Annotated in this window: 17 protein-coding genes; 13 read left to right on the top strand and 4 right to left on the bottom strand. The window is 73.6% G+C overall.

Annotated elements, in window-relative coordinates; genetic code table 11:
• Positions 1-51 precede the first annotated feature (51 nt).
• The 5 genes from ACZ6B8_RS04870 to sucD all read left to right on the top strand — a co-directional run bounded on the left by ACZ6B8_RS04870 (position 52) and on the right by sucD (position 8,055).
• Positions 52-1,275, top strand: coding sequence for an ATP-binding protein (locus tag ACZ6B8_RS04870; protein WP_471606295.1), 1,224 nt, complete (start codon positions 52-54; stop codon positions 1,273-1,275).
• A complete protein-coding gene (locus ACZ6B8_RS04865) occupies positions 1,272-4,151 on the top strand; it encodes a DUF5682 family protein (protein WP_471606294.1) in 2,880 nt (959 codons plus the stop codon). Before ACZ6B8_RS04870 ends, ACZ6B8_RS04865 begins: the two co-directional genes overlap by 4 nt.
• 41 nt (positions 4,152-4,192) lie before the next feature.
• Complete coding sequence (locus ACZ6B8_RS04860; RefSeq protein ID WP_471606293.1) at positions 4,193-5,611, top strand: VWA domain-containing protein; 1,419 nt, start codon at positions 4,193-4,195, stop codon at positions 5,609-5,611.
• 359 nt (positions 5,612-5,970) lie between these two features.
• Positions 5,971-7,149, top strand: a complete 1,179-nt coding sequence (gene sucC / locus ACZ6B8_RS04855; protein WP_471084740.1) for an ADP-forming succinate--CoA ligase subunit beta — start codon at positions 5,971-5,973, stop codon at positions 7,147-7,149.
• 21 nt (positions 7,150-7,170) lie between these two features.
• The gene (sucD, locus tag ACZ6B8_RS04850; RefSeq protein ID WP_362363635.1) at positions 7,171-8,055 is read left to right on the top strand and encodes a succinate--CoA ligase subunit alpha; all 885 of its coding nucleotides are present in this window, start codon (positions 7,171-7,173) and stop codon (positions 8,053-8,055) included.
• Between the two features lie 136 nt (positions 8,056-8,191).
• Here the strand turns inward: sucD and ACZ6B8_RS04845 are convergent, their stop codons facing one another.
• Positions 8,192-9,562, bottom strand: a complete 1,371-nt coding sequence (locus ACZ6B8_RS04845) for a helix-turn-helix domain-containing protein (RefSeq protein WP_471606292.1) — start codon at positions 9,560-9,562, stop codon at positions 8,192-8,194.
• Between the two features lie 151 nt (positions 9,563-9,713).
• Here ACZ6B8_RS04845 and ACZ6B8_RS04840 point away from each other — a divergent pair, with 151 nt between their 5' ends.
• The gene (locus ACZ6B8_RS04840; RefSeq protein WP_471606291.1) at positions 9,714-12,314 is read left to right on the top strand and encodes a cell division protein PerM; all 2,601 of its coding nucleotides are present in this window, start codon (positions 9,714-9,716) and stop codon (positions 12,312-12,314) included.
• 190 nt (positions 12,315-12,504) lie between these two features.
• On the opposite strand, the gene ACZ6B8_RS04835 is transcribed toward ACZ6B8_RS04840, so the two are convergent.
• Entirely contained in the window at positions 12,505-13,377 is an 873-nt protein-coding gene (locus ACZ6B8_RS04835; protein ID WP_471606290.1) for a hypothetical protein, read from the bottom strand.
• Between the two features lie 262 nt (positions 13,378-13,639).
• Between ACZ6B8_RS04835 and purN the strand changes: the two genes are divergently transcribed.
• Positions 13,640-14,278 (top strand): phosphoribosylglycinamide formyltransferase, encoded by a 639-nt coding sequence (gene purN / locus ACZ6B8_RS04830; RefSeq protein WP_471606289.1) that lies wholly within the window; start codon positions 13,640-13,642, stop codon positions 14,276-14,278.
• Positions 14,275-15,852, top strand: coding sequence for a bifunctional phosphoribosylaminoimidazolecarboxamide formyltransferase/IMP cyclohydrolase (purH, locus tag ACZ6B8_RS04825; protein ID WP_471084756.1), 1,578 nt, complete (start codon positions 14,275-14,277; stop codon positions 15,850-15,852). Before purN ends, purH begins: the two co-directional genes overlap by 4 nt.
• Before the next feature lie 81 nt (positions 15,853-15,933).
• Here the strand turns inward: purH and ACZ6B8_RS04820 are convergent, their stop codons facing one another.
• A complete protein-coding gene (locus ACZ6B8_RS04820; protein WP_471606288.1) occupies positions 15,934-16,560 on the bottom strand; it encodes a hypothetical protein in 627 nt (208 codons plus the stop codon).
• Positions 16,561-16,814: 254 nt separating this feature from the next.
• Between ACZ6B8_RS04820 and ACZ6B8_RS04815 the strand changes: the two genes are divergently transcribed.
• From ACZ6B8_RS04815 to ACZ6B8_RS04800, 4 genes are all read left to right on the top strand, one after another.
• Positions 16,815-17,669, top strand: a complete 855-nt coding sequence (locus ACZ6B8_RS04815; protein WP_355803687.1) for a bifunctional methylenetetrahydrofolate dehydrogenase/methenyltetrahydrofolate cyclohydrolase — start codon at positions 16,815-16,817, stop codon at positions 17,667-17,669.
• Positions 17,670-17,688: 19 nt separating this feature from the next.
• Positions 17,689-18,330 carry a DUF3017 domain-containing protein gene (locus tag ACZ6B8_RS04810; RefSeq protein WP_471606287.1) on the top strand — a complete coding sequence of 214 codons (642 nt, stop codon included), beginning with the start codon at positions 17,689-17,691 and terminating at the stop codon, positions 18,328-18,330.
• Between the two features lie 277 nt (positions 18,331-18,607).
• Complete coding sequence (locus ACZ6B8_RS04805; RefSeq protein WP_471084765.1) at positions 18,608-19,771, top strand: sensor histidine kinase; 1,164 nt, start codon at positions 18,608-18,610, stop codon at positions 19,769-19,771.
• Positions 19,768-20,493, top strand: a complete 726-nt coding sequence (locus ACZ6B8_RS04800; RefSeq protein ID WP_471606286.1) for a response regulator — start codon at positions 19,768-19,770, stop codon at positions 20,491-20,493. The genes ACZ6B8_RS04805 and ACZ6B8_RS04800 overlap by 4 nt, the downstream gene beginning before the upstream one ends.
• A gap of 30 nt (positions 20,494-20,523) precedes the next feature.
• Here ACZ6B8_RS04800 and ACZ6B8_RS04795 read toward each other — a convergent pair whose 3' ends face one another.
• Complete coding sequence (locus ACZ6B8_RS04795; RefSeq protein WP_471084771.1) at positions 20,524-20,865, bottom strand: hypothetical protein; 342 nt, start codon at positions 20,863-20,865, stop codon at positions 20,524-20,526.
• Between the two features lie 610 nt (positions 20,866-21,475).
• Between ACZ6B8_RS04795 and ACZ6B8_RS04790 the strand changes: the two genes are divergently transcribed.
• Positions 21,476-22,657 (top strand): helix-turn-helix domain-containing protein, encoded by a 1,182-nt coding sequence (locus tag ACZ6B8_RS04790; RefSeq protein WP_471606285.1) that lies wholly within the window; start codon positions 21,476-21,478, stop codon positions 22,655-22,657.
• Positions 22,658-23,209 lie beyond the last annotated feature (552 nt).

The raw sequence follows: 23,209 nt of genomic DNA, 5'->3' as shown, positions 1-23,209 counted from the left end.
GAGACACATCCGGGCCAGATGCGTCCGGACGAGCTGGAGGGGGATCGCTCCATGACCGTTTCCGTCGACTCGACGACGTCCGCGACCGCGAATCAGCCCACGCCCGCGCCCGGTTCCACCGGAGGTTCCGCGGGCGGCTCCACCGCCGGTTCCGCGCCGGGTGCCGTGGCCACCGCGCCTGCCCCCACCCCCGTCGAGCAGGCCCTGCGGCCGCACGCCGAGCACGCCTTCGCCGCCGAACTGGCCGCGCTCGCCGTGCAGGACGACCGGCCGCGGCCGCGGCGGTGGAACCTCTCGCCGTGGGCCGTCGCGATGTACCTGCTCGGCGGCACGCTGCCGGACGGCACGGTGATCACACCGAAGTACGTGGGCCCCCGCCGCATCGTCGAGGTCGCCGTCACCACCCTCGCCACCGACCGCGCCCTGCTGCTGCTCGGTGTGCCCGGCACCGCCAAGACGTGGGTGTCCGAGCACCTCGCCGCCGCGGTCAGCGGTGACTCGACGCTGCTCGTGCAGGGCACCGCGGGCACCCCGGAAGAAGCCATTCGGTACGGATGGAACTACGCCCAGCTGCTCGCCCACGGCCCCAGCCGCGACGCGCTCGTGCCCAGCCCCGTCATGCGGGCGATGGCCGAGGGCATGACGGCCCGCGTCGAGGAACTGACCCGCATCCCGGCCGACGTGCAGGACTCACTGATCACGATCCTGTCGGAGAAGACGCTGCCCATCCCGGAGTTGGGGCAGGAGGTGCAGGCCGTCCGCGGCTTCAACCTCATCGCCACCGCGAACGACCGCGACCGGGGCGTCAACGACCTGTCGAGCGCCCTGCGCCGCCGCTTCAACACCGTCGTCCTGCCGCTGCCCGCGAGCGCCGACGCCGAGGTCGACATCGTCTCGCGCCGCGTCGACCAGATCGGCCGCTCCCTCGACCTGCCCACCGGCCCCGAGGGCATCGACGAGATACGCCGTGTCGTCACCGTCTTCCGAGAGCTGCGCGACGGCGTCACGACGGACGGCCGGACGAAGGTGAAGTCGCCCAGCGGCACGCTCTCCACGGCCGAGGCGATCTCCGTCGTCACCAACGGGCTCGCGCTGGCGGCTCACTTCGGAGACGGCGTACTGCGCCCGGGCGACGTCGCCGCCGGCATCCTCGGAGCCGTCGTGCGCGATCCGGCGGCGGACCGCGTCATCTGGCAGGAGTACCTGGAGGCGGTCGTGCGGGAGCGCGCCGGCTGGAAGGACTTCTACCGCGCGTGCCGTGAGGTGAGCGCATGACGCACACGCGGGAACCATTGCTGCTCGGGGTGCGGCACCACGGCCCGGGCTCCGCGCGCGCCGTCCGCGCCGCGCTCGACGAGGCGCGGCCCGGCATCCTGCTCGTCGAGGGCCCCCCGGAGGCCGACGGCCTGGTGGGGCTCGCCGCCGACGAGGGGATGCGACCTCCCGTCGCCCTGCTCGCGCATGTGGTGGACGAGCCGGGCCGCTCCGCGTTCTGGCCGCTCGCGGAGTTCTCCCCGGAGTGGGTCGCGATCCGGTGGGCCCTGGGGGAGGGCGTTCCGGTGCGCTTCATCGACCTCCCGGCGGCACACTCGCTGGCGCTGCGTGCCGAGGAGGAGCACGAAGAGGAGGAAGGCAGGGAAGGCAGGGGAGGCGGGGGAAACGGGGAAGGCGAGGGGCGCGGTGAGGCGCGCGCTGAGGGGGATGTGGGGGACGTGCGGATCGACCCCGTCGCCGTCCTCGCCGAGACCGCGGGGTACGACGACCCCGAGCGGTGGTGGGAGGACGTCGTCGAGCACCGGGGGACGGGTGGCGGGCACCGGGGGGCGGGCGCAGACCAGCGGGGGGCGAGCGGTGAGCAGCGAGGGACGGACGGCGGGCGCCGGGGCCCCGGCGGCGACGCGTTCGCGCCGTTCGAGGCGCTGGGCGAGGCGATGGGGGCGCTGCGCGAGGCCTACGGGGACGGCGGACACGACCGTGACCTGGTGCGCGAGGCGTACATGCGGCTCCAAATGCGCGCGGCGGCCAGGGAGTTCGGGGAAGGGCGGGTCGCCGTCGTGTGCGGGGCCTGGCACGTTCCGGCGCTGCGGCGCAAGACCACGGTGGCCGCGGACCGGGCGCTGCTCAAGGGGCTGCCCAAGGTCAAGGCGGAGATGACCTGGGTGCCGTGGACCCACCGCCGGCTCTCCCGCGCGAGCGGATACGGGGCGGGGATCGCCTCGCCCGGGTGGTACGGCCACCTCTTCGCCGCGCTCGACCGGCCCGTCGAGCGCTGGATGACGAAGGTCGCGGGGCTGCTCCGCGACGAGGACCGGCTCGTCTCGTCCGCGCACGTCATCGAGGCGGTGCGGCTGGCCGACACGCTGGCCGCGATGCGGGGGCGGCCGCTGGCCGGGCTCACCGAGACGACGGACGCCGTGCGGGCGGTGATGTGCGAGGGCTCCGACGTGCCGCTCGCCCTGGTGCACGACAAGCTCGTCGTCGGTGACGTGCTGGGTGAGGTACCGGAGGCGGCGCCCGCGGTGCCGCTGCAGCGTGACCTGACCCGGCTGCAGCGCAGACTGCGCCTCAAACCGGAGGCGCTGGAGCGGGAGTTGGAGCTCGACCTCCGCAAGGAGACGGACGCGGCGCGCAGCAGGCTGCTGCACCGGCTGCGGTTGCTCGGCATCGGCTGGGGCGAGCCCGCGGTGTCCCGGGGGAGCACGGGGACGTTCCGCGAGACCTGGCGGCTGCGGTGGGAGCCGGAGCTGTCCGTGCGGGTCGCGGAGGCGGGGGTGTGGGGCACCACGGTCCTGGGCGCGGCCACCGGGAAGGCGGCGTCCGACGCGGTCGAGGCGCGGGCCCTGGCCGACGTCACCGCGCTCGCCGAGCGATGCCTGCTCGCGGAGCTGCCGGACGCGCTCCCCGTGGTGATGCGGGTGCTGGCCGACCGGGCGGCCCTGGACACGGACGTCGGCCACCTCGCGCAGGCGCTGCCCGCGCTGGTGCGGTCGCTCCGGTACGGGGACGTGCGGGGGACCGGCACGGAGGCGCTGGGCGAGGTGGCCCTCGGCCTTGCCGAGCGGATCTTCGTGGGCCTTCCACCGGCCTGCGCGGGGCTGGACGCCGACGCGGCGCTGGAGATGCGGGGGCATGTCGACGCGGTGCACCAGGCGGTGGGCTTGCTGGGGGAGCTGACGCGCGCGGCGCCGTTTCTCGCGGGGTCGGCCTCCACTGGAGCGGCCCCCGTCCCCGCCGAGCCGGTGCGCACCGGCCCGTCCCTCGCCGACCCGGCTCCTGCTGCGGCGGGCACCACGGCGCGGGTACCCGAGGCCCAGGGCGCGGTGGCGGGGCGTGACGTGACCGCTCGGAGCGTGCGGGCGCGGTGGGGCTCCGTGCTGCGGGTGCTCGCTCAGCGGGAGGGCGTGGCCGGGGTCGTGCGGGGGCGGTGCGTGCGGTTGTTGCTGGACGGCGGGGAGCTGGGGGACGAGGAGGTGGCCCGGCTCATGGGGCTCGCGCTCTCCCGAGGGAGCGGGCCGGCCGAAGGCGCCGCCTGGATCGAGGGGTTCGTCGGAGGCGGTACCGGCGGCGGGATGTTGCTGGTGCACGACACGCGTCTGCTGGGGCTGGTCGACGACTGGCTGTGCGGGGTGTCGGACGATGCCTTCACCGACGTACTGCCGTTGCTGCGGCGCACGTTCTCGGCGTACGAGCCGGGAGTACGGCGGACGTTGGGTGAGCTGATACGGCGCGGGCCCACCCGCACCGGAGCGGGGGCGGACGGCGCCGGCGCGGGGGCGCCCGGCTCCGTGGAGGAACTCGACGCGGCGCGCGCGGACGCGGTGGTGCCCCTCGTGCGGCTGCTGCTCGGCCTGCCGCCCGAGGCGGGGACGAGCGAGCCGCACGAGGCGGCACCGCGCGAGGCGGCACCGCGCGAGGCGGCACCGCGCGAGGCGGCACCGCACGAGGCGGCACCGCACGAGGCGGCACCGCACGAGGCTGGGCCGCGCGGGCCCGCGCCCCACGAGACGGCGCCGCACGGAGCCGCGCCCCACGAGGCCGCGCCGCACGGAGCCGCGCCCCACGAGGCCGCGCCGCACGGAGCCGTGTCTGACGGGACGAGCTCCTCGGCCGGAACGACCAATGGCAGCGAGCTCATGGGGGTGACGGTATGACGGCGAGGACCGAGGCGAGGGGGACGATCAAGGTGACCAACATGCCCGAGTCGACGGACGTGCCGGTGGCGACCGGCGCACCCGAGAGGCCCGACACGCCCGCCGCGCCCAACACCCCCGCGGCGCCTAACACCCCCGCGGCGCCCAACACCCCCGCGGCGCCCAACACCCCCACCGCACCCAACACGCCCGCCGCACCCAACACCCCCACCGCACCCAACACCTCCACTGCACCCAACACCCCCGCCCCACCCACCACCACCCCCGAAGCCACCCCCGTGGACGCCGTGGGCGGCATTGATTCCGGTGCCCGGCTGCGGCGGTGGCGGCTCGTGCTGGGAGGTGACGGGGGCGACGGGACCGGGTGCGCCTTGGAGGGGCGGGACGCGGCGATGGACGGGGCGCTGAGCGCGCTGTACGGCGGGGCGCGTGAGAAGGACCGGCGGGGGCGGGACCGTTCCGCGGGGCTCGGCGCGTCCGCGCCGTCCGTGGCGCGCTGGCTCGGGGACATCAGGACCTACTTCCCGTCATCCGTCGTACAGGTCATGCAGCGGGACGCCATCGACCGCCTCGGCCTCTCCGCGCTGCTCCTGGAGCCGGAGATGCTGGAGGCCGTCGAGGCGGACGTCCACCTCGTGGGCACGCTGCTCTCGCTCAACAAGGCCATGCCGGAGACGACCAAGGAGACCGCGCGGGCCGTCGTGCGCAAGGTCGTCGAGGACCTGGAGCAGCGGCTCGCCACCCGCACCCGCGCCACGCTCACCGGCGCCCTCGACCGCAGCGCCCGCGTCAGCAGGCCGCGCCACCACGACATCGACTGGAACCGCACCATCGCGGTCAACCTCAAGAACTACCTGCCGGAGTACCGGACGATCGTCCCCGACCGGCTCATCGGGTACGGGCGGGCGTCCCGGTCGGTGAAGAAGGAGGTCATCCTCTGCATCGACCAGTCGGGATCGATGGCCGCCTCCGTCGTGTACGCCTCGGTGTTCGGGGCCGTGCTCGGGTCCATGCGGTCGCTCGACACCCGGCTCGTCGTCTTCGACACCAACGTCGTCGACCTGACCGACCAGCTGGACGACCCCGTCGACGTCCTCTTCGGCACCCAACTGGGCGGCGGCACGGACATCAACAGGGCCCTCGCGTACTGCCAGTCGCGGATCACCCGGCCCGCCGACACGGTCGTCGTGCTCATCAGCGACCTCTACGAAGGCGGCATACGCGACGAGATGCTGAAGCGGGTCGCCGCGATGAAGGCGTCCGGGGTGCAGTTCGTGACGCTGCTCGCGCTCTCCGACGAGGGGACACCGGCCTACGACCGCGAGCACGCCGCGGCGCTCGCCGCGCTGGATGCGCCGGCCTTCGCCTGCACCCCCGACCTCTTCCCGGAGGTGATGGCCGCGGCGATCGAGCGGCGCCCTCTTCCCATACCGGACTCCGCGGCAGGCCTCCGTGCCTGAGGACGGCGCCGGCACGTGACGTACCTCTCGTCGGCTTCCCCGCCCCACGCGGTTGCGGGAGCAACTGGAGCAACCGGAGCAAACGGTCGGGCTCGGCGTCCCAGGGGCCGCGCCCGGCGCGGGGGCCGGTGTCGACGGTTGACATCTGTGACCGTCATCACCGCCCAAATGTGATCTGCGATTTAGGGACCTACGTCCCGCGGCGATAACCTGCGAGACGGACATGCCGCGTACCGGACTCCGTCCTACGCCTCCCTTGTGACAGCGCAGTCACGTTGCCCTCCGCGGCACGCCCATGCAGACAGCTGACACCAAAGCAGCGAGATCGCAGCGAGATCACGGATAAGGGACGGACGCGCGTGGACCTGTTCGAGTACCAGGCGAGGGACCTCTTCGCCAAGCACGGTGTACCGGTGCTGGCCGGTGAAGTCATCGACACGCCTGAGGCGGCGCGCGAGGCCACCGAGCGACTGGGCGGCAAGTCGGTCGTCAAGGCGCAGGTGAAGGTCGGTGGCCGCGGCAAGGCCGGCGGCGTGAAGCTGGCGGCGAACCCCGACGAGGCCGTCGCCCGCGCGACGGACATCCTCGGCATGGACATCAAGGGCCACACGGTCCACAAGGTGATGATCGCCGAGCTGTCGCCGGAGATCGAGGCGGAGTACTACGTCTCGTACCTGCTCGACCGCACCAACCGCACCTTCCTGGCCATGGCGTCGGTGCAGGGCGGCATGGACATCGAGGAGGTCGCGGAGAAGACCCCCGAGGCCCTCGCGAAGGTCCCGGTCAACGCCGTCGAGGGCGTGACCATCGAGAAGGCCCGCGAGATCGTGGCCCAGGCGAAGTTCCCGGCCGAGGTGGCCGAGGGCGTCGCCGAGGCGATGGTGACCCTGTGGGAGACCTTCGTCGCCGAGGACGCGCTCCTCGTCGAGGTCAACCCGCTGGTGAAGACCAAGGACGGCCGCATCCTGGCGCTGGACGGCAAGGTGTCCCTGGACGCCAACGCCGACTTCCGCCAGCCGGAGCACGAGGCCCTCGAGGACAAGGACGCAGCCAACCCGCTCGAGGCTGCTGCCAAGGCCAAGAACCTCAACTACGTCAAGCTGGACGGCGAGGTCGGCATCATCGGCAACGGCGCCGGCCTGGTCATGTCGACCCTGGACGTCGTCGCGTACGCCGGTGAGAACCACGGCGGCGTGAAGCCCGCCAACTTCCTCGACATCGGTGGCGGCGCCTCCGCCGAGGTCATGGCGAACGGCCTGGAGATCATCCTCGGCGACCCGGACGTCAAGTCCGTGTTCGTCAACGTCTTCGGTGGCATCACCGCGTGCGACGAGGTCGCCAACGGCATCGTGCAGGCCCTGGAGCTGCTCGCCTCCAAGGGCGAGAAGGTCGAGAAGCCGCTGGTCGTGCGCCTCGACGGCAACAACGCGGAGCTGGGTCGCAAGATCCTGAGCGACGCCAACCACCCGCTCGTGCAGCGTGTGGACACCATGGACGGCGCGGCCGACAAGGCCGCCGAGCTCGCGGCCGCGAAGTAAGGGACGAGGGACAGAACAGCCATGGCTATCTTCCTCAACAAGGACAGCAAGGTCATCGTCCAGGGCATGACCGGTGCCACGGGCATGAAGCACACCAAGCTCATGCTGGGTGACGGCACGAACATCGTCGGCGGCGTGAACCCGCGCAAGGCCGGCACCGAGGTCGACTTCGACGGCACGTCCGTGCCGGTCTTCGGCACGGTCAAGGAGGCCATGGAGAAGACGGGCGCCAACGTCTCCGTCCTCTTCGTGCCGCCGGCCTTCTCCAAGGCCGCCGTCGTCGAGGCGATCGACGCCGAGATCCCCCTCGCCGTCGTCATCACCGAGGGCATCGCCGTCCACGACTCCGCCGCCTTCTGGGCGTACGCGAAGTCAAAGGGCAACAAGACCCGCATCATCGGTCCGAACTGCCCCGGTCTCATCACCCCGGGCCAGTCGAACGCCGGCATCATCCCGGGCGACATCACGAAGCCGGGCCGCATCGGCCTGGTCTCGAAGTCCGGCACGCTGACGTACCAGATGATGTACGAGCTCCGTGACATCGGCTTCTCCTCCGCCGTCGGCATCGGTGGCGACCCGGTCATCGGCACGACGCACATCGACGCCCTCGAGGCGTTCGAGGCCGACCCCGAGACCGACCTGATCGTCATGATCGGCGAGATCGGCGGCGACGCCGAGGAGCGCGCGGCGGACTACATCAAGGCCAACGTGACGAAGCCGGTCGTCGGTTACGTCGCCGGCTTCACCGCCCCCGAGGGCAAGACCATGGGCCACGCCGGCGCCATCGTCTCCGGCTCCTCCGGCACCGCGCAGGCCAAGAAGGAGGCCCTCGAGGCCGCCGGCGTCAAGGTCGGCAAGACGCCGACCGAGACGGCGAAGCTGGCGCGCGCGATCCTCGCGGGCTGAGTACGAGGCGGCGGCCGCCTCAGCGGTTGCCGAGCGCCTGACGAAAAGCGGGCCCGCACCTCTGTCGAGGTGCGGGCCCGCTTTTGTCGCATCACGGATCTCGCTGCTGCTGCCTCCTGAGTCCTGCCTCGTCTCGCTACTCCGTCCGCGGAGTCAGCCGGTAGGGGCCGTTCGTCAGCTCCGTGTGGAGCTTGTTGCGCAGCGCCTGGTCCGCCGGCGAGAACGGGCCGGGGCCCATCCGGGGCGGCACCCCGCTGATGGCACGGCCCGGCGCCTGCGGGGCCTCGTACCGGGTGGGGGCGTGCTGCAGGGTCAGCCCCGTCGCGCCGACGATCAGGGTCGTGAAGGCGATGGCGGTACGCGTCCAGAAGCGGGTGCGGTGCTCGCCGCCGGTGCGGATGCGTTCGGCCTTCGGGAGCCGCAGCCGTTCGCCCCTGCCGATCTCGCCGAGGCGACGGTGCAGCGTCTCGGGGTCGGCCAGGTCGGGCAGCCGCTCGCCGATGGTCTCGCGTGCGTTCATCAGGCGGTGCGCGGTGGCGGGTGTGCTCGCCTCGGTCTCGGCCGCCGTCTCCGGCAGGTCCAGGCCGACGCCGTCGTACAGCATCAGGGCGCGGCGCTGCACGGGGGGCAGGTCCATGAGTACCTTGAGGAAGGAGCGGTCGGCCTCGGTCGCGGGCGGGGCGTCCGAGCGGCGGCCGGGGCGCAGGCGGTGCCAGGGGGACATCGCGTACTCGTACGCCGCCGCGCGCACCCAGCCCGCCGGGTCCCGGTCGACGGCCACCTCGGGCCAGCACTGCCACGCCAGCTGGAAGGCGCGCTCCACCGACTCCTGGGCGAGGTCCCGCCGCCCGGTGAGCGCGTACGCCTGGCGTACGAGGCCGGGGGCGCAGTCGGCGCAGAGGGCGTCGAAGGCCTGGGCGGGCGTGAGGTCCGCGGGGTCGGCGGGCTGGGGAACGGTGGCGGGCGCCGACGTCGGGGCGGCAGCCTTGGCCGCGCGTGTGGCGGCGGGCTGCGGTCGAGACCGCGGCTTGTCGCCGTTCCCGCTGCCGTCGGTTTCGCCGTCAGTGTTGCTGTCAGCGGTGGGGGAGGGCTTCCGGTCGCGTTCGAGCAGGGTGGTCCCGGCGCTGCGGCCGGCGGAGCCGTTGCCCGCGGCGACCTTCTCCGGCGCGGTGTCCTGGGGCCGGGACTCGGAGTTCCGAGACGGCTTGGAGGACTTCGCCGGCTTCGAGGACGCCGAAGGCCGCTTCGAGGTCGTCGAGGCCGTCGAGGTCATCGTGGAAGTCGCGGGGGCCGTGGTCGTCGTGGGTTCGGCGAGCGCGTTCAGGACCTTCGCGTAGGCCTGGAGCTTGCGGCCCCGCGGCTGGGTGCGGCCGGACTCCCAGGAGCGCACCGTTTCGCGGGTGACACCGATCCTCGCCGCGAGGTCGGCCTGGCTCAGCGACTTCGCCTCGCGCAGCCTGCGGCGTTCCTTGGGGGACGGCAGAGGCGTGGCAGGGCTCTGGGGCATGTCGGACTCTCCGCACCGTGGGCCGACGTGCGGCGGGTGGCCGGGCACGACCCTCCCGCCGTACGTATAAGTACATAAACGTATCTTGAGCGACACATCGGACATTCGCCTGTTACGGGACGAAAGCGCGTGTCGTTGGGAGCATGGCCGCGTGACGCAGACGACCGACCCCCACGCCCCGTTGCCGCCCGTGGAGCCGTTGCGCGAACGGGTCCGTGACCGCTCTCCCGGCCTGGCCGGCTGCCTGGTCGGCGGGGTGGTCGCCGCGGGCCTCGGGCTCGGCGCGTTCGCGGTCCTGGTGATGGTGCTGTGGATCAGTTCGCCGTATCCCGACAGCGGACCGCAGGGCGCGCTGCACGTCGCCGCGGGGCTGTGGCTGCTGGCGCACGGCGCGGAACTCGTCCGCACGGACACGCTCTCGGGAGCAGCCGCGCCGATCGGGGTGACCCCGCTGCTGCTCGCCGTCGTCCCCGGCCTGCTGGTGCACCGGGCGGCCCGGGAGGCGGCGGCCCCCGACGGGCGCGGGGAGGCGGCGCGGACGGCGTGGGCCGGTGTGGTGGCCGGTTACCTGCTGGTCGCCGTGGCCGCGGCGCTGTACGCGACGGGCGGTGAGCTGCGGCCCGACTGGATCGGCGTCATCGTGCACGTGCCGGTGCTCACGGCGATGGCGGCCGGGTTCGGGGTCTGGACGGCGCACGGCCGCCCGCACGGGCCGCTGCCGGCGTCCCTGCGGGATGTCTCCCTGCGGGATGTCTCCCTGCGGGACGTCTCCTTGCGGGGCGGGCCGCTACGGGGCGGTTCGCCGCGCGGCGCTTCACCGCGAGGCGGGCAGGTCGGTCCTCCCCGCGGGCCGGACGGGACGCTGGCGGGCGGCTTCGTCGTACGGCGCGGGGCGATCGCCGTCGTACGGGCCGGGGCGGCGGGCGCGGTGGCGCTCGTCGGCGGCGGGGCGCTGCTCGTCGCGGTGTCGCTGGCCCTGCACGTGGGGCCCTTGCAGTCGTCGTTCACGCAGATCACGGACGTGTGGTCGGGGCGCCTCGCGGCGCTGCTGCTGGCGCTCGCGCTGGTGCCGAACGCCGCGGTGTGGGGTGCGTCGTACGGCCTGGGGCCCGGCTTCGCGCTCGGCACGGGGACGGTCGTCGACCCGCTGGCCGCGGGGACGGTGCCGTTGCTGCCGCCCTTCCCGCTGCTGGCCGCGCTGCCGTCGCCGGGCGAGGGAACGCCGCTGAACTGGGTGACCGTGGCGGTGCCGGTGGGGGCGGGACTCGCCGTGGCGTGGTGCACGGCCCAGGCGGCGGCGCCCGTCGGCGGCGAGCGCGGCGGGGCGTGGTCGCGGGGCCGGACGGCGGCGGGGGCGGCCGTGGCGGCGGCGGTGTGCGGGGTGATGACGGCGGGGCTCGCGGCGCTGGCGGGCGGCCCGATGGGGGTGGCGGTCCTCTCCGAGTTCGGCCCGGTGTGGTGGCTGACGGGGGCGGCGGCGCTGGCCTGGACGGCGGTGATCGGTGTCCCCGCGGCCCTGCTCCTGCGCGCGTGGCGCCTCCGGGCGCCCTCCGGCCGACAACGCCGGCCCCGCCTCGGCCGCCTGGCACTCCCCGCGCTCCGCCTGCCGCGCCCGCGCCTCCCCCAGACGGGAAAGGGCCGCGCACGCCTCCCGTGGCCGGGACGCCCGGGCGGAGTGGGCGAGCCGGATGCGGCGGAGGGGGCCGAGGACGCGGGGCTTGGGTCTGAGTCCGGGGCGGGCGAGTCCGTGGCGGGGGTTCCGGGGGCGACGGGCGGTCGGGTACGGAGGCCATGGCCCGGCCGGCGACGGGTGACGGAGAGCGACCCCGAGGGCGGCGCAACTGGTGGTGCGGTGCCAGGAGATGGAGCGGAGGCGGCTCCGGTGGACGGGGCGACGAGGAGGCCGTGGCCGGGGCGCCGGGCGGCGGAGAGCGGTGCCGGGGAGGGGGCGCCGGGTGGTGACGGGGAGGTCGCGGGGCTGACGGAGGGTGGTCCCGGGGGTGGCGTGACCGGTGGCGCCCCGCCGGAGGCAGAGGTGGCTTCCGCGGTGACGGATGGCCGTCCCGAGCCTCGGGACGGCGTACCGAGCGGTGAGACGGCCCCGGCGCCCGACGCGGACGCCGGACCCACCGGGGCCGTCCCCGGCGATGGCGACGACCGCGCCACGAACGGCGGGGCCGCCACCGACCCGGCTCAGGCACGGATGCGCCACTGGTGGTCCGGCCCGGCGGACGGGGATGCCCCGACCGAGGACGACGCCCGGCCGGAGCGGTCCGGAGCGGATGCCGACGTCCGCCCGCAGGACGACCTGGCAGCGGCGGATGGGCGGACGCGGTGGCCGTGGCCCGGGCGCGGGGCCGAGGACGACCCGGCGACCGACGGGACCGGCTCCGATCTCGGCGGGCACGCGGACCACGGCGATCCGCGCTCACCGTCCGAGCGGCGGGACGGAGACGACATGGCCGGAGACGTCCGCCCGGACCGTCCAGAGCCGGAGGGCGGGGGCGAATCCGGTACGAGCGGGAGCGGCAAGCGTGCCCGGCTCTCATGGTTCGGACGGCTGGCCGACGCGGAGCCCGCGGACGCCGGAAGCGACGCGTCCCCGGCGACGGAGCCGTCCGACTCCGCGTACCCCCGGTCGCGGTCCGGGGAGCTCCCGTCCTCCTGGCACGAGGACGCCGTCCGGGAAGCCCGCTGGAGGGCCTTGAAGGAGGCGAGGGAGGAGAGGGAGCGCAGGGAACGAGGGGAGTAAGCGGACCGGCACCCGGGGCCCGTACGAGCTCCGGCAGCCCCCCGATGCCCAGTTGCCCAGTTGCCCGCGTCCCGTCACCCGTCGCCCCGCCGAGAGCCGCGGTCTCTCAGCCGGTCAGCCCTGCCAACCCCATAAGCCCTGCCAACCCCACAAGCCCCGCCAACCCCGCAAGCCCTCCGAGCGAGCCCCGTCAGTCCTGTTCGCCCAGGAGCGGGCGCAGCGGCTTCGGCAGGTGGTCCTCGCAGGACTGCTGCGACGCGTTCGTGAGCGCGTCGTCCACGCACGTGTAGTAGTCGCGGTACACCAGCTGTGCCGTGAAGGTCGCCGCGACCATGAGCAGCGCGAGGCCACCCGTCACCAGGCCGCTGATCGCGGCCGTCGTCTGCGGCCGGGTGCTCGGCGGGTCCGCCGGGGCCCGGTCGGCCGGCGCGGGCGGGGTGGACGCGGCCGTCGGCGTCGACGTCGATGCCGGCGCGGCAGCCGCCCCCGGCGCCGTCGGATCCGGTGTACGCGGCTTCGCGCGCAGCGCCTGCACCGCCCACATCACCGCGAGCGCGCCCAGCAGCAGCGCCAGGTACCGCCAGCCGAACAGGGCGAAGAAGAAGCCCCACATGCCGGAGAGCAGGGCGTAGCGCGCGCGGCGCTGGGCCGGGTCCGCGGGGTCCCAGCGCATGCCGGAGCCGCCGGGCGCCGAGGGGTCCTCCTTGCCGGGGCCGGTCTGCTGGCGGGGACGGTCGCCGAAGCCGCCCTGGGAGCGGCCGGGCTGACGGTCGCTCCACTGGCTTCCCCAGGGAGAACCGTGGCTGCCCCCCGATCCGTCGCCGCCCGATCCGTCGCCACCGGAGCCGTGGCCGTCACCGGAACCCCCGCCGTCCGGTCCGGCGTCGCCCGACGGGCGGCGCGGCTGCCACGGCCGGTCCGGCGTCCCCTCCGGCGGCGGCGCGAAGGGGTTGTCGTCGTCCTTGCCCGTCCCCTGGGAACCCGATTCGCCCGCGGCCCGGGACTCCGGTCCCTGGGCGTCCGGGTCCTGCGGTGGAGACGAAGGGCGGCTACGGTCCGGCATCAGGTGTGCGTCTTCCCCTTGGTAGGGCCCTTGGCAGGGCCGTGGCAGAGCCGTCGCGCGGCTCGACAACGCGGCGTTCTTCGGTATTCAGGCGCTTCCCCACAGACGCTACCTTCCGGTCGCGCCCCCGTCCCGTGAGGGGCGGTTCCGTGTGCCGGTATCGTTGCTCGCGGTCGGCCGCTTCGTAGGGTTCCCCGTATCGCGGGGCTCGAAGCCTTCGTACGACCGTACAAAGACGCACCTTCCGAGAAAGGGCCCCGCTGTGGCCGAGAGCGCTGTGGTCGCGCCTCCCAAGCGACTCGTCGTGCTGGTCTCCGGGTCGGGCACGAACCTCCAGGCCCTGCTCGACACGATCCTGGCCGAGGGCACCCGGGCCTACGGGGCCGAGATCGTCGCCGTCGGCGCCGACCGCGACAACATCGCGGGTCTGGAGCGCGCCGAGCGCGCCGGACTCCCCACCTTCGTCTGCCGCGTGAAGGACCACGCGACGCGTGACGAGTGGGACGCGGCCCTGGCGGAGGCGACCGCCGCGCACCGGCCGGACCTGGTGGTCTCCGCCGGGTTCATGAAGATCGTGGGGAAGGAGTTCCTTGCGCGCTTCGGCGGGCGGTTCGTGAACACGCACCCCGCGCTGCTGCCCAGTTTTCCGGGGGCCCACGGTGCGCGCGACGCGCTCGCGTACGGCGTGAAGGTCACCGGCTGCACCGTCCACTTCGTCGACGACGGCGTCGACACCGGACCGATCATCGCCCAGGGCGTGGTCGAGGTCCGGGACGAGGACGACGAGAGCGCTCTGCACGAGCGCATCAAGGAAGTCGAGCGCACGCTGCTCGTCGATGTCGTGGGGCGTCTGGCCCGGCACGGCTACCGCATTGAGGGACGAAAGGTTCTTATCCCGTGACCGCCGAAGCTACGAACGCCCCCGAGGCGCAGCGCCCCGTCAAGCGCGCACTCGTCAGCGTCTACGACAAGACCGGCCTGGAAGAGCTCGCGCGCGGGCTCCACGAGGCGGGCGTCGAGCTCGTCTCCACCGGCTCGACGGCCGCGCGGATCGCCGCCGCCGGGGTGCCCGTCACCAAAGTCGAGGAGCTCACCGGCTTCCCCGAGTGCCTGGACGGCCGCGTCAAGACCCTCCACCCGAAGGTGCACGCCGGCATCCTCGCCGACCTGCGCCTCGCCGACCACCGCCGGCAGCTCGACGAGCTGGGCGTCGAGCCGTTCCAGCTCGTCGTCGTGAACCTGTACCCCTTCAAGGAGACCGTCGCCTCCGGGGCGACCCCCGACGAGTGCGTCGAGCAGATCGACATCGGCGGCCCCTCGATGGTCCGCGCCGCCGCCAAGAACCACCCCTCGGTCGCCGTCGTCACCGATCCGAAGCGGTACGCGGACGTCCTCGCGGCCGTCAGGACGGGCGGCTTCGACCTGACCGCGCGCAAGCGGCTGGCGGGAGAAGCGTTCCGGCACACCGCCGCGTACGACGTGGCGGTGGCCGGCTGGTTCGCCGACGGCTACGCGGCGGCCGACGAGTCCGGCTTCCCCGAGTTCCTCGGCGCCACGTACGAGCGCAAGAACGTGCTCCGCTACGGCGAGAACCCGCACCAGGGCGCGGCCCTCTACGTCGACGGCACGGGTGGCCTCGCCGAGGCCGAGCAGCTGCACGGCAAGGAGATGTCGTACAACAACTTCACGGACACGGACGCCGCGCGCCGTGCCGCGTACGACCACGACGAGCCCTGCGTCGCGATCATCAAGCACGCCAACCCGTGCGGCATCGCGATCGGCGCGAACGTCGCCGAGGCGCACCGCAAGGCGCACGCCTGCGACCCGCTCTCCGCGTTCGGCGGCGTCATCGCGGTGAACCGCCCGGTCTCCAAGGAGATGGCGGAGCAGGTCGCCGACATCTTCACCGAGGTCATCGTCGCGCCCGAGTACGAGGACGGCGCGCTGGAGGCCCTCACCAAGAAGAAGAACATCCGTGTGCTGCGCGCCCACCGGGCGCCGTCGAACGCGGTCGAGGTCAAGCAGATCGACGGCGGCGCGCTGCTCCAGGTCACCGACCGGCTGCAGGCCGACGGCGACAACCCCGCGAACTGGACGCTGGCCACCGGTGACGCGCTGAACGAGGGCGAGCTCGCCGAACTGGCCTTCGCCTGGAAGGCGTCGCGCGCGGTCAAGTCGAACGCGATCCTGCTCGCCAAGGACGGCGCGTCGGTCGGCGTCGGCATGGGCCAGGTCAACCGCGTCGACTCCGCGAAGCTCGCCGTCGAGCGCGCGGGCGAGGAGCGGGCGCGCGGCTCCTACGCCGCGTCCGACGCGTTCTTCCCCTTCCCCGACGGCCTGGAGATCCTGACCGCCGCGGGCGTCAAGGCCGTGGTGCAGCCGGGCGGTTCGGTCCGTGACGAGCTGGTGGTCGAGGCGGCGAAGAAGGCGGGCGTGACGATGTACTTCACGGGGACGCGGCACTTCTTCCACTGAGCGGGCCCGACCTGACGGGAGAACGACGGTGGCCGCGCCCCTCGCAGGGGGCGCGGCCACCGTCGTACGTGCCGAAACCGCTCAGTAGCGGGGGCGGTTGAACCAGGCGGTGCCGCTGGGGACGACCGGCGCCAGGGTGATGATGACGGCGAAGACGACCCAGATCAGCGGGCCGATGATCGCGGTGGCGAGGCCCGTGTCCATGCCGACGAAGAGGTAGATCAGGCCGACGACGCCGCCGAGCGCCCCGTACACCACCGTGGTGATGCGCACGCCCTGGCCGCCGCGGCTGAACTTCACGCCGAGCGTGATCGACAGGGCGGCGAACGCCGCGACGACGAGGGCGAGGATGACGAACACGCCGGTCGCCGCGTCGCCGAAGTCGCCCGTGTCGTTGAACCCGAACTCGTCGGCGCTGTCGGAGACGTCGTTGGCGACCGCCGCGCCGTAGAGGAAGCCGATCGTGGCCAGGATCTGGACCGCCGATATCAGGAACAGGAAGACGCGCGCGGTGACCAGGAGCCCCGGCATCGACTGCTGCATCATGTTGCCGCCCGGATAACCGGGGTAGGCGGGCTGCTGCGGGTAGCCGTAGGGCGCCTGCGGCGGGACGCCGGGCGGGCCCTGCTGGGGGTAGCCGTATCCGGGAGCGGCCGGGGGCTGCTGGGGCGGCTGCCCGTATGGGTTGTTCGGGTCGCCGAAACTCATGGCGGTCTTCCTCCGTCGGGTGGTGCGGGGACGACGCGGCACATCACGGAGGAATGTTCTACAGATGCGGTCCGTCCCCCCGACACTGCCCGCGGCACTGTGCCGCACATCGTTCTTTAGCATGGGCTTATTTGTCCAGCCGCATTCGGTATGTGTTGTGCAAGTGCAACCTCGCTGATCAGCGACGGGAGCCGTGGGGCGCCAGGGGGCGCCCTGATTGGTACCGGGCGGGCCTCATCCGGGAAGATGGAGTCATGACCGCCCAGATTCTCGATGGCAAGGCCACCGCAGCCGCGATCAAGTCCGAACTGACCGCCCGCGTGGCGGCCCTGAAGGAGAAGGGCGTCACGCCCGGACTCGGTACCGTCCTGGTCGGCGACGACCCGGGCAGCCAGAAGTACGTCGCGGGCAAGCACCGCGACTGCGCGCAGGTCGGCATCGCCTCCATCCAGCGCGAACTGCCCGCCACCGCCTCGCAGGAGGAGATCGAGGCGGTCGTCCGCGAGCTGAACGAGGACCCCGCCTGCACCGGCTACATCGTCCAGCTGCCGCTGCCCAAGGGCATCGACGAGAACCGCGTCCTGGAGCTCATGGACCCGGACAAGGACGCCGACGGACTGCACCCGATGAACCTCGGCCGTCTCGTCCTGAACGAGCCCGCGCCGCTGCCCTGCACCCCGTACGGCATCATCCGGCTGCTCCGCGAGCACGACGTGGAGATCAAGGGCGCCGAGGTCGTCGTGGTCGGCCGCGGCGTGACCATCGGGCGCCCCATGCCGCTGCTCCTCACCCGCAAGTCGGAGAACGCCACGGTCACCCAGTGCCACACCGGCACCCGTGACCTCGCCGCGCACCTGAAGCGGGCCGACATCATCGTGGCCGCGGCCGGTGTGCCGCATCTGATCAAGCCGGAGGACGTGAAGCCGGGCGTCGCGGTGCTGGACGTCGGTGTCTCGCGCGACGAGAACGGCAAGATCGTCGGCGACGTCCACCCGGGCGTCGCGGAGGTCGCGGGCTGGATCTCGCCGAACCCGGGCGGCGTCGGCCCGATGACCCGCGCCCAGCTCCTGGTGAACGTCGTCGAGGCCGCGGAACGCTCCGCGCGCTGAACGGGAAAGGGGCGAGGCCATGAGCGCAGGACCTGACACGGGCGGCACGCCGGGGGCCTCCCGGCCCTCGGGAGCCTCCCGGTCCCCGGAGCCGCAGGACGTTCCGCGGGACGCGGACGCCTCCGTGACGGAGGACGCCTCTCTTACGGGGGGCGCCTCCCCGGCACGGGACGCCTCCCCGGCGCAGGACGCTTCCGGTGCCGACGCGTCCGCCGCCGACGACGTCCCCCGGGTCAAGGGCGCGGTCAGCGCGCCGGGGCCCGACGGGCGGCCGCGGAAGGTGTCGCGCCGCTTCCCGCTGTTCACCCGGGACACCGCGCGGCCCGAGGGCGGCGGCCGGGCCGCGGCCGGCGACGCCCCCGCACCGGCCCGCCAGTGGCCGCTGCTCAGCGTCTCCGCCCTGATCGGACTCGGGCTGCTGCTCACCGCGTTCGACGTCTTCCGCGTCGGCACCATCCTGGTCGGCGTCGCCCTCATCGGGGGCGCCGTGCTGCGCTGGGCGCTGCCGGACGTGGGCATGCTGGCGGTGCGCTCGCGGTTCACGGACATGGTCACGTACGGGGTGCTCGGCGTCGCCATCGTGCTCCTCGCGCTGATGGCGCAGCCCAAGCCGATCCTGGAGATCCCGATCCTGGACGACACCCTGCACTACACGATCTGACCGCACGCCCCGCGGCGATCCGAACGAACGCCCCGCGCCGGTGGCCCGTCCTCCCCCGAGGAGACGGGCCACCGCCGCGTGGACCGGCCGCCCCCGCTCTCGCCCCCCGGCGGCCGCGGCACCGGTTCCACAAACTACGGGCGGCGGCCGTCGCAGTCGTCAGGCGCTGGGTTGAACCGCGGGTGCGCCCTGGGGCGTAGGGTTCCGGTTCCTGCAACTACCGCTGTACCGCCGCTGGTTGACGTGACACCACCCATATGCGGGTTACGCTGCGGCGATGCGGATCCGCCCCCTCGCCGTCGACGTGGCCATCGCAGCCGCCCTGACCACGGTGGCCGTGCTGCTCGGGCAGGAGTCCACCGCCGAGGGCTGGCCCCGGCTCGACGCCCTCGGATACGCGCTGGTCGCACTGGTCTGCCTGCCGGTCGCCGTCCGGAGCAAGGCGCCGCTCGCCGTCCTGCTCCTGGTGCATACGGCGTGGTTCGCGTACGTCACCGTCGGCTACTGGCCCGTGGTCGGCACCTTCGGACCGATGCTCTGCGTCTACACCGTCGCCTCCCTGCGGCCCCCGCGCGTCTCCCTCCCCTGTACCGCCCTGATGTCCGCGCTGTGGATCTACGCCGGCGCGATCAGCGCACACGCCTCGATGCCGTCCGTCGTCGGACAGGCCGTCGGCTTCTCGCTGGTGCTGTGGCGGTTCGGGTACGTGGCGCGCCGGTCGGCGGAGCTGGCCCGGCAGTTGAAGCGGGAGCAGGACGAGCGGGCCCGGCGCGAGGTGGCCGAGGAACGCGGCCGGATCGCCCGCGAACTGCACGACGTGGTCGCCCACCACATGTCGGTGATCTCCGTGCAGGCGGGCCTCGCGACGTTCGTCTTCGGCTCCGACCCGGCGACCGCGCGGGCGGCGCTCGGCACGATAGCGGGGACCAGCGGCGAGGCGCTCGAAGAGCTGCGCCGCATGCTGCGGGTGCTGCGCGCCTCGGACGGCGAGGCCGGCGACGAAGCCCCTGCGGCGCCGATGCCGGGCCTCGCCCGCCTCGACGAGATGGTGGAGCGGGTGCGCGCCGGGGGCGTCCCCGTGGAACTGCGGGTCACGGGAGCGCCGCGGGCGCTGGCGCCGGGCGTGGAACTCTGCGCGTACCGCGTGGTGCAGGAGGCGCTGACCAATGTGCTGAAGCACGCCCGCGGCGCCTCGGCGACCGTCGAACTCGCCTACCGCAGACGGCACATCGAGGTCGCCGTCACCGACGACGGAGAGGGGGTGATTTCGGACAGAGTGCGGCCGGGCGGCGGGCACGGCTTGATTGGGATGCGGGAGCGGGCCAAGCTCTACGGCGGGGCGATCAGCATCGGCCCGCTGAGCGAGGGGGGATTCGCCGTGCGTCTCACCCTGCCGACCTCGGCGCGGGCCGCGGCGCGGGGGGACGACACCACGCAATGACCGGACGGCCGGACGACCGGACGGCGGCAACCATCAGGGTGCTCGTCGTCGACGACCAATTCCTCATCCGCGCGGGGCTGGTGGGACTGCTGCGCGCCGCGCCGGGCATCGAGGTCGTGGGCGAGGCGGGCGACGGCGAGGAGGCCGTGGCGCTCGCCGCACGGGCCCGGCCCGACGTCGTCCTGATGGACATCAGGATGCCGGGCATGAACGGCATCACCGCCACCGCGAAGATCCTCGAACAGGCCGCCGAGCCCGCCCCACGGGTCCTGGTGCTGACCACGTTCGACCTCGACGAGTACGTGTACGGGGCGTTGCGCGCCGGAGCGTCCGGCTTCCTGCTCAAGGACTCCGGGCCCGAACGGCTGCTCGCCGCGGTGGCGGCGGTCGGCTGCGGTGACGCGCTCTTCGCGCCCAGCGTGACGCGCCGCCTGGTCGAGGCGTTCGCCTCCCGGGCGGGGGAGGGCGCCGGGCCCGGGGGCGGGGGCTGTGCACCCCCGCCCGATCTCGCGGCGTTGACCGGGCGCGAGGTGGAGGTGCTGAAGCTGATCGCGCGCGGGCTGACGAACGCGGACATCGCCGAGCGGCTCTACATCAGCGAGGCCACCGTCAAGACCCACCTCAACCGCACGATGAGCAAACTCGACCTGGACAGCCGGGCGCAGGCGGTGGTGGTGGCGTACGAGAGCGGCCTCGTCACGCCCGGGACGGCCGGACTCTGAGGTGGGCCACCGGCCTTCGGGACGGGGAGGTCAGCAGGTGACCACCTTGCCGTAGGAGCCGCGGCCCCAGTTCCACTCCCACTGCTCGTTGTTCTGGTACGTCAGGCACGGCGAGTCGCTGCCCCAGTCGATGACGACCTTCAGGTGCATGGCGTGCCCGCAGTGGTTGGTCACCTTCACGTACTTGCGGTGCTTGACGACGTCCCGCACGACGCAGGACGGTGCCGTGCCGCGGAACTCCGCGGCGGCGGTCGTGGCCCGTGCCGGGGCGGGCGTCGCGGCCGCGGGGGGCGCCGCGAGGACGGTGCCGAGGAGGGCGGACGCGGCGATGACTCCGCCGGCGAGGCGCTTGCCGTATGTGGCGTGCTGCATGGCTGGTTTCCTTCGGGGTGCGTGGGCGGGAGCGTCTGCTGCTCCGTGATCCTGCCGAGGTCCTCCGCCGGGAGGCGGCAGGACAGGGCCGAAGTCGCCCTTTCGGGGACGTCCCACGCGGGAGAAGGAGCGGTGCCCGCCCTCACCCCCGTGAGAGGGCGGGCACCGCGGTTCGGGAGCGGTTCCTCTCGGAACCTCCCGATATAAGCGGAGCGTTCCGCTCGTGATCCAGAGTCATGGACCCGCCAACTTCGTTCAAGAGATGCCTGGTCCCTGTGGCACGGAGGTGACCATTCCGCAACGGTGTTCGGGGCCTGCAACGAGCAATTCCCGCGTTCGGGAGATTCTGGGCTTATCTGACCGGTACTTGGGGTTCCGCATCGTCCGGTGCGGTGGCGATGGGACACTGGCCCGACGACCGCGGGGAGCGCGGTGGTGCCTGCCGGTGAACCGCATGCTCCCGTGCGCCCCCACTCCGGGAACTGACATCCTGGCCCCGCGCATCCCTCTGGGTAGTCCAGAACGGGGCCGCGCGAGGTCGACACGGGGAATCGGCGCGGGGTCGGCGCGGGGGCAGGACAGGAACGTACGGGGGGGAACAGGGGGAGCAATGCCTCGTTGGAAGGCGCTACCGGATGAGCTCGACCCGCAGGTCAAGGAGTTCGCCGGCCAGCTGCGCGGGCTCGTCGACCGCAGTGGTCTGAGCATCGCGGCGGTCTCGGACCGCACGGGCTACAGCAAGACGTCGTGGGAGCGCTATCTGAACGGGCGGCTGCTCGCCCCCAAGGGCGCGATCGTCGCGCTGGCCGAGGTGACGGACACGCCGCCGGTGCACCTCATCACCCTCTGGGAGCTCGCGGAACGGGCGTGGAGCCGCTCCGAGATGCGGCACGACATGACCATGCAGGCCATCCGCATCTCGCAGGCGCGGGCCGCGCTGGGCGAGTTGGGGACGGACGGGGACGGTAGCGGCGGCGCGGGGGGCGCCGGGGCGCCCGGCGGGGACGGCTCGTCGGCGGGCGCGGCCGCGAAGTCCCCGAGGGCCGCCGGGGGCACGCACCGGGCGCGCAACGGTTCAGGTGCCTGGCCCGCCACCGGTGTGGCCGGGCCGGCCGGGGTGTCGCCGGTCGCCGCTCCCGGCGCGTTCGGTGCGCTCCCTTCGCCCGGGCCCTACGGTGACGGCTCCTCCGCGTCCTTCGGGGCGGGCGGTGGTCCGGGGCAGGCCCCGGGGGCGGGTCAGGGTCCGGGTCCGGGTGGGCCGGGGGGCGGGGGATCGCCCGACGGGCGGCGCCGCCGGAAGCTGACGATGTTCCTCGCGGGGGTGGTCGGTGCGCTGGTCGTCATCGCGGCCGCGGTCTTCATGACCGGGTTCGGCGACGGCGACAAGGACAAGAAGGACGACGCCAAGCCGTCGGCCACGCCGTCCACCGGTGACGCGAAGGTGCCGGCCGGGGTCGAGTGCGAGGGCGCGGAGTGCGCGGGCAAGGACCCCGAGAAGATGGGGTGCGGGGGCGACCTGGTGGAGACGGCCTCGCGGGCCACGATCGGCAAGGCCGTGATCGAGGTGCGGTACAGCAAGGCGTGCGGGGCGGCCTGGGCGCGGATCACTCAGGCCGCGGTGGGGGACAAGGTGACGATCACGGGGTCCGGGAGCGGGGCCGGGGCGAAGCAGGACGGGACGGTCAACGCGGACTTCGACGCGTATACGCCTATGGTGGCGGCCTCTTCGGGGGATGCGGCGAAGGCGTGCGCGGTGCTGGGGTCGGGGCAGTCGGGGTGCACGGGCTCCTAGGCTCGGCTCGCGGGGGCGTGACTTCTGCGCGGGTGCGTGGCGTCTGCGCCTTGCCTGGCCGGTTGCGCCTTGGGCTCGGTTCTTGGGGTGCGGGGCCGTGGGGGTATGTGCGTACTCGCCATCCCTGCGCCACTGCCTCGCGGACAATGTTGCTGGAGCGTGCTCGGTGCTCCGTTCGCACATACCCCCACGTCCCCTCCCGCGCGTGTGCGGGTGCGGCCCGGTGGGAGTTCGCGTGTCGGGTTCGGGCCGGCCGGGGGTTCGCGTGTCGGCTGCGGCGGGCTCCCGCTCTCGTGCGCGGGTGCGGGACGGTGGGGGCCGCTGGTGGGGGCGGTGGATTCCCGGCTTGTACGTGCCTGTGGGAGAAAGTTTCTGGGGGCGTGCATGACAGGGGATTCGTAGGGCAGGCGGACGGTACCCCCACGGGAGTGGTCACACCCCCCCCGGCGGCCGCCACGCTCCCCCCCCCCCCCCCCCCCCCACCAGCGGCGACGGGCAAGACCCTCCGGCAGTAGGGGTGGCCGTGTGTGGGAGGAAGGAGACGCAGGGGTG

The sequence above is a fragment of the Streptomyces sp. NPDC041122 genome, from assembly GCF_055592445.1.
The sequence above is the reverse complement of the archived record's forward strand: the minus strand, read 5'-3'. Positions and strand labels throughout refer to the sequence as shown.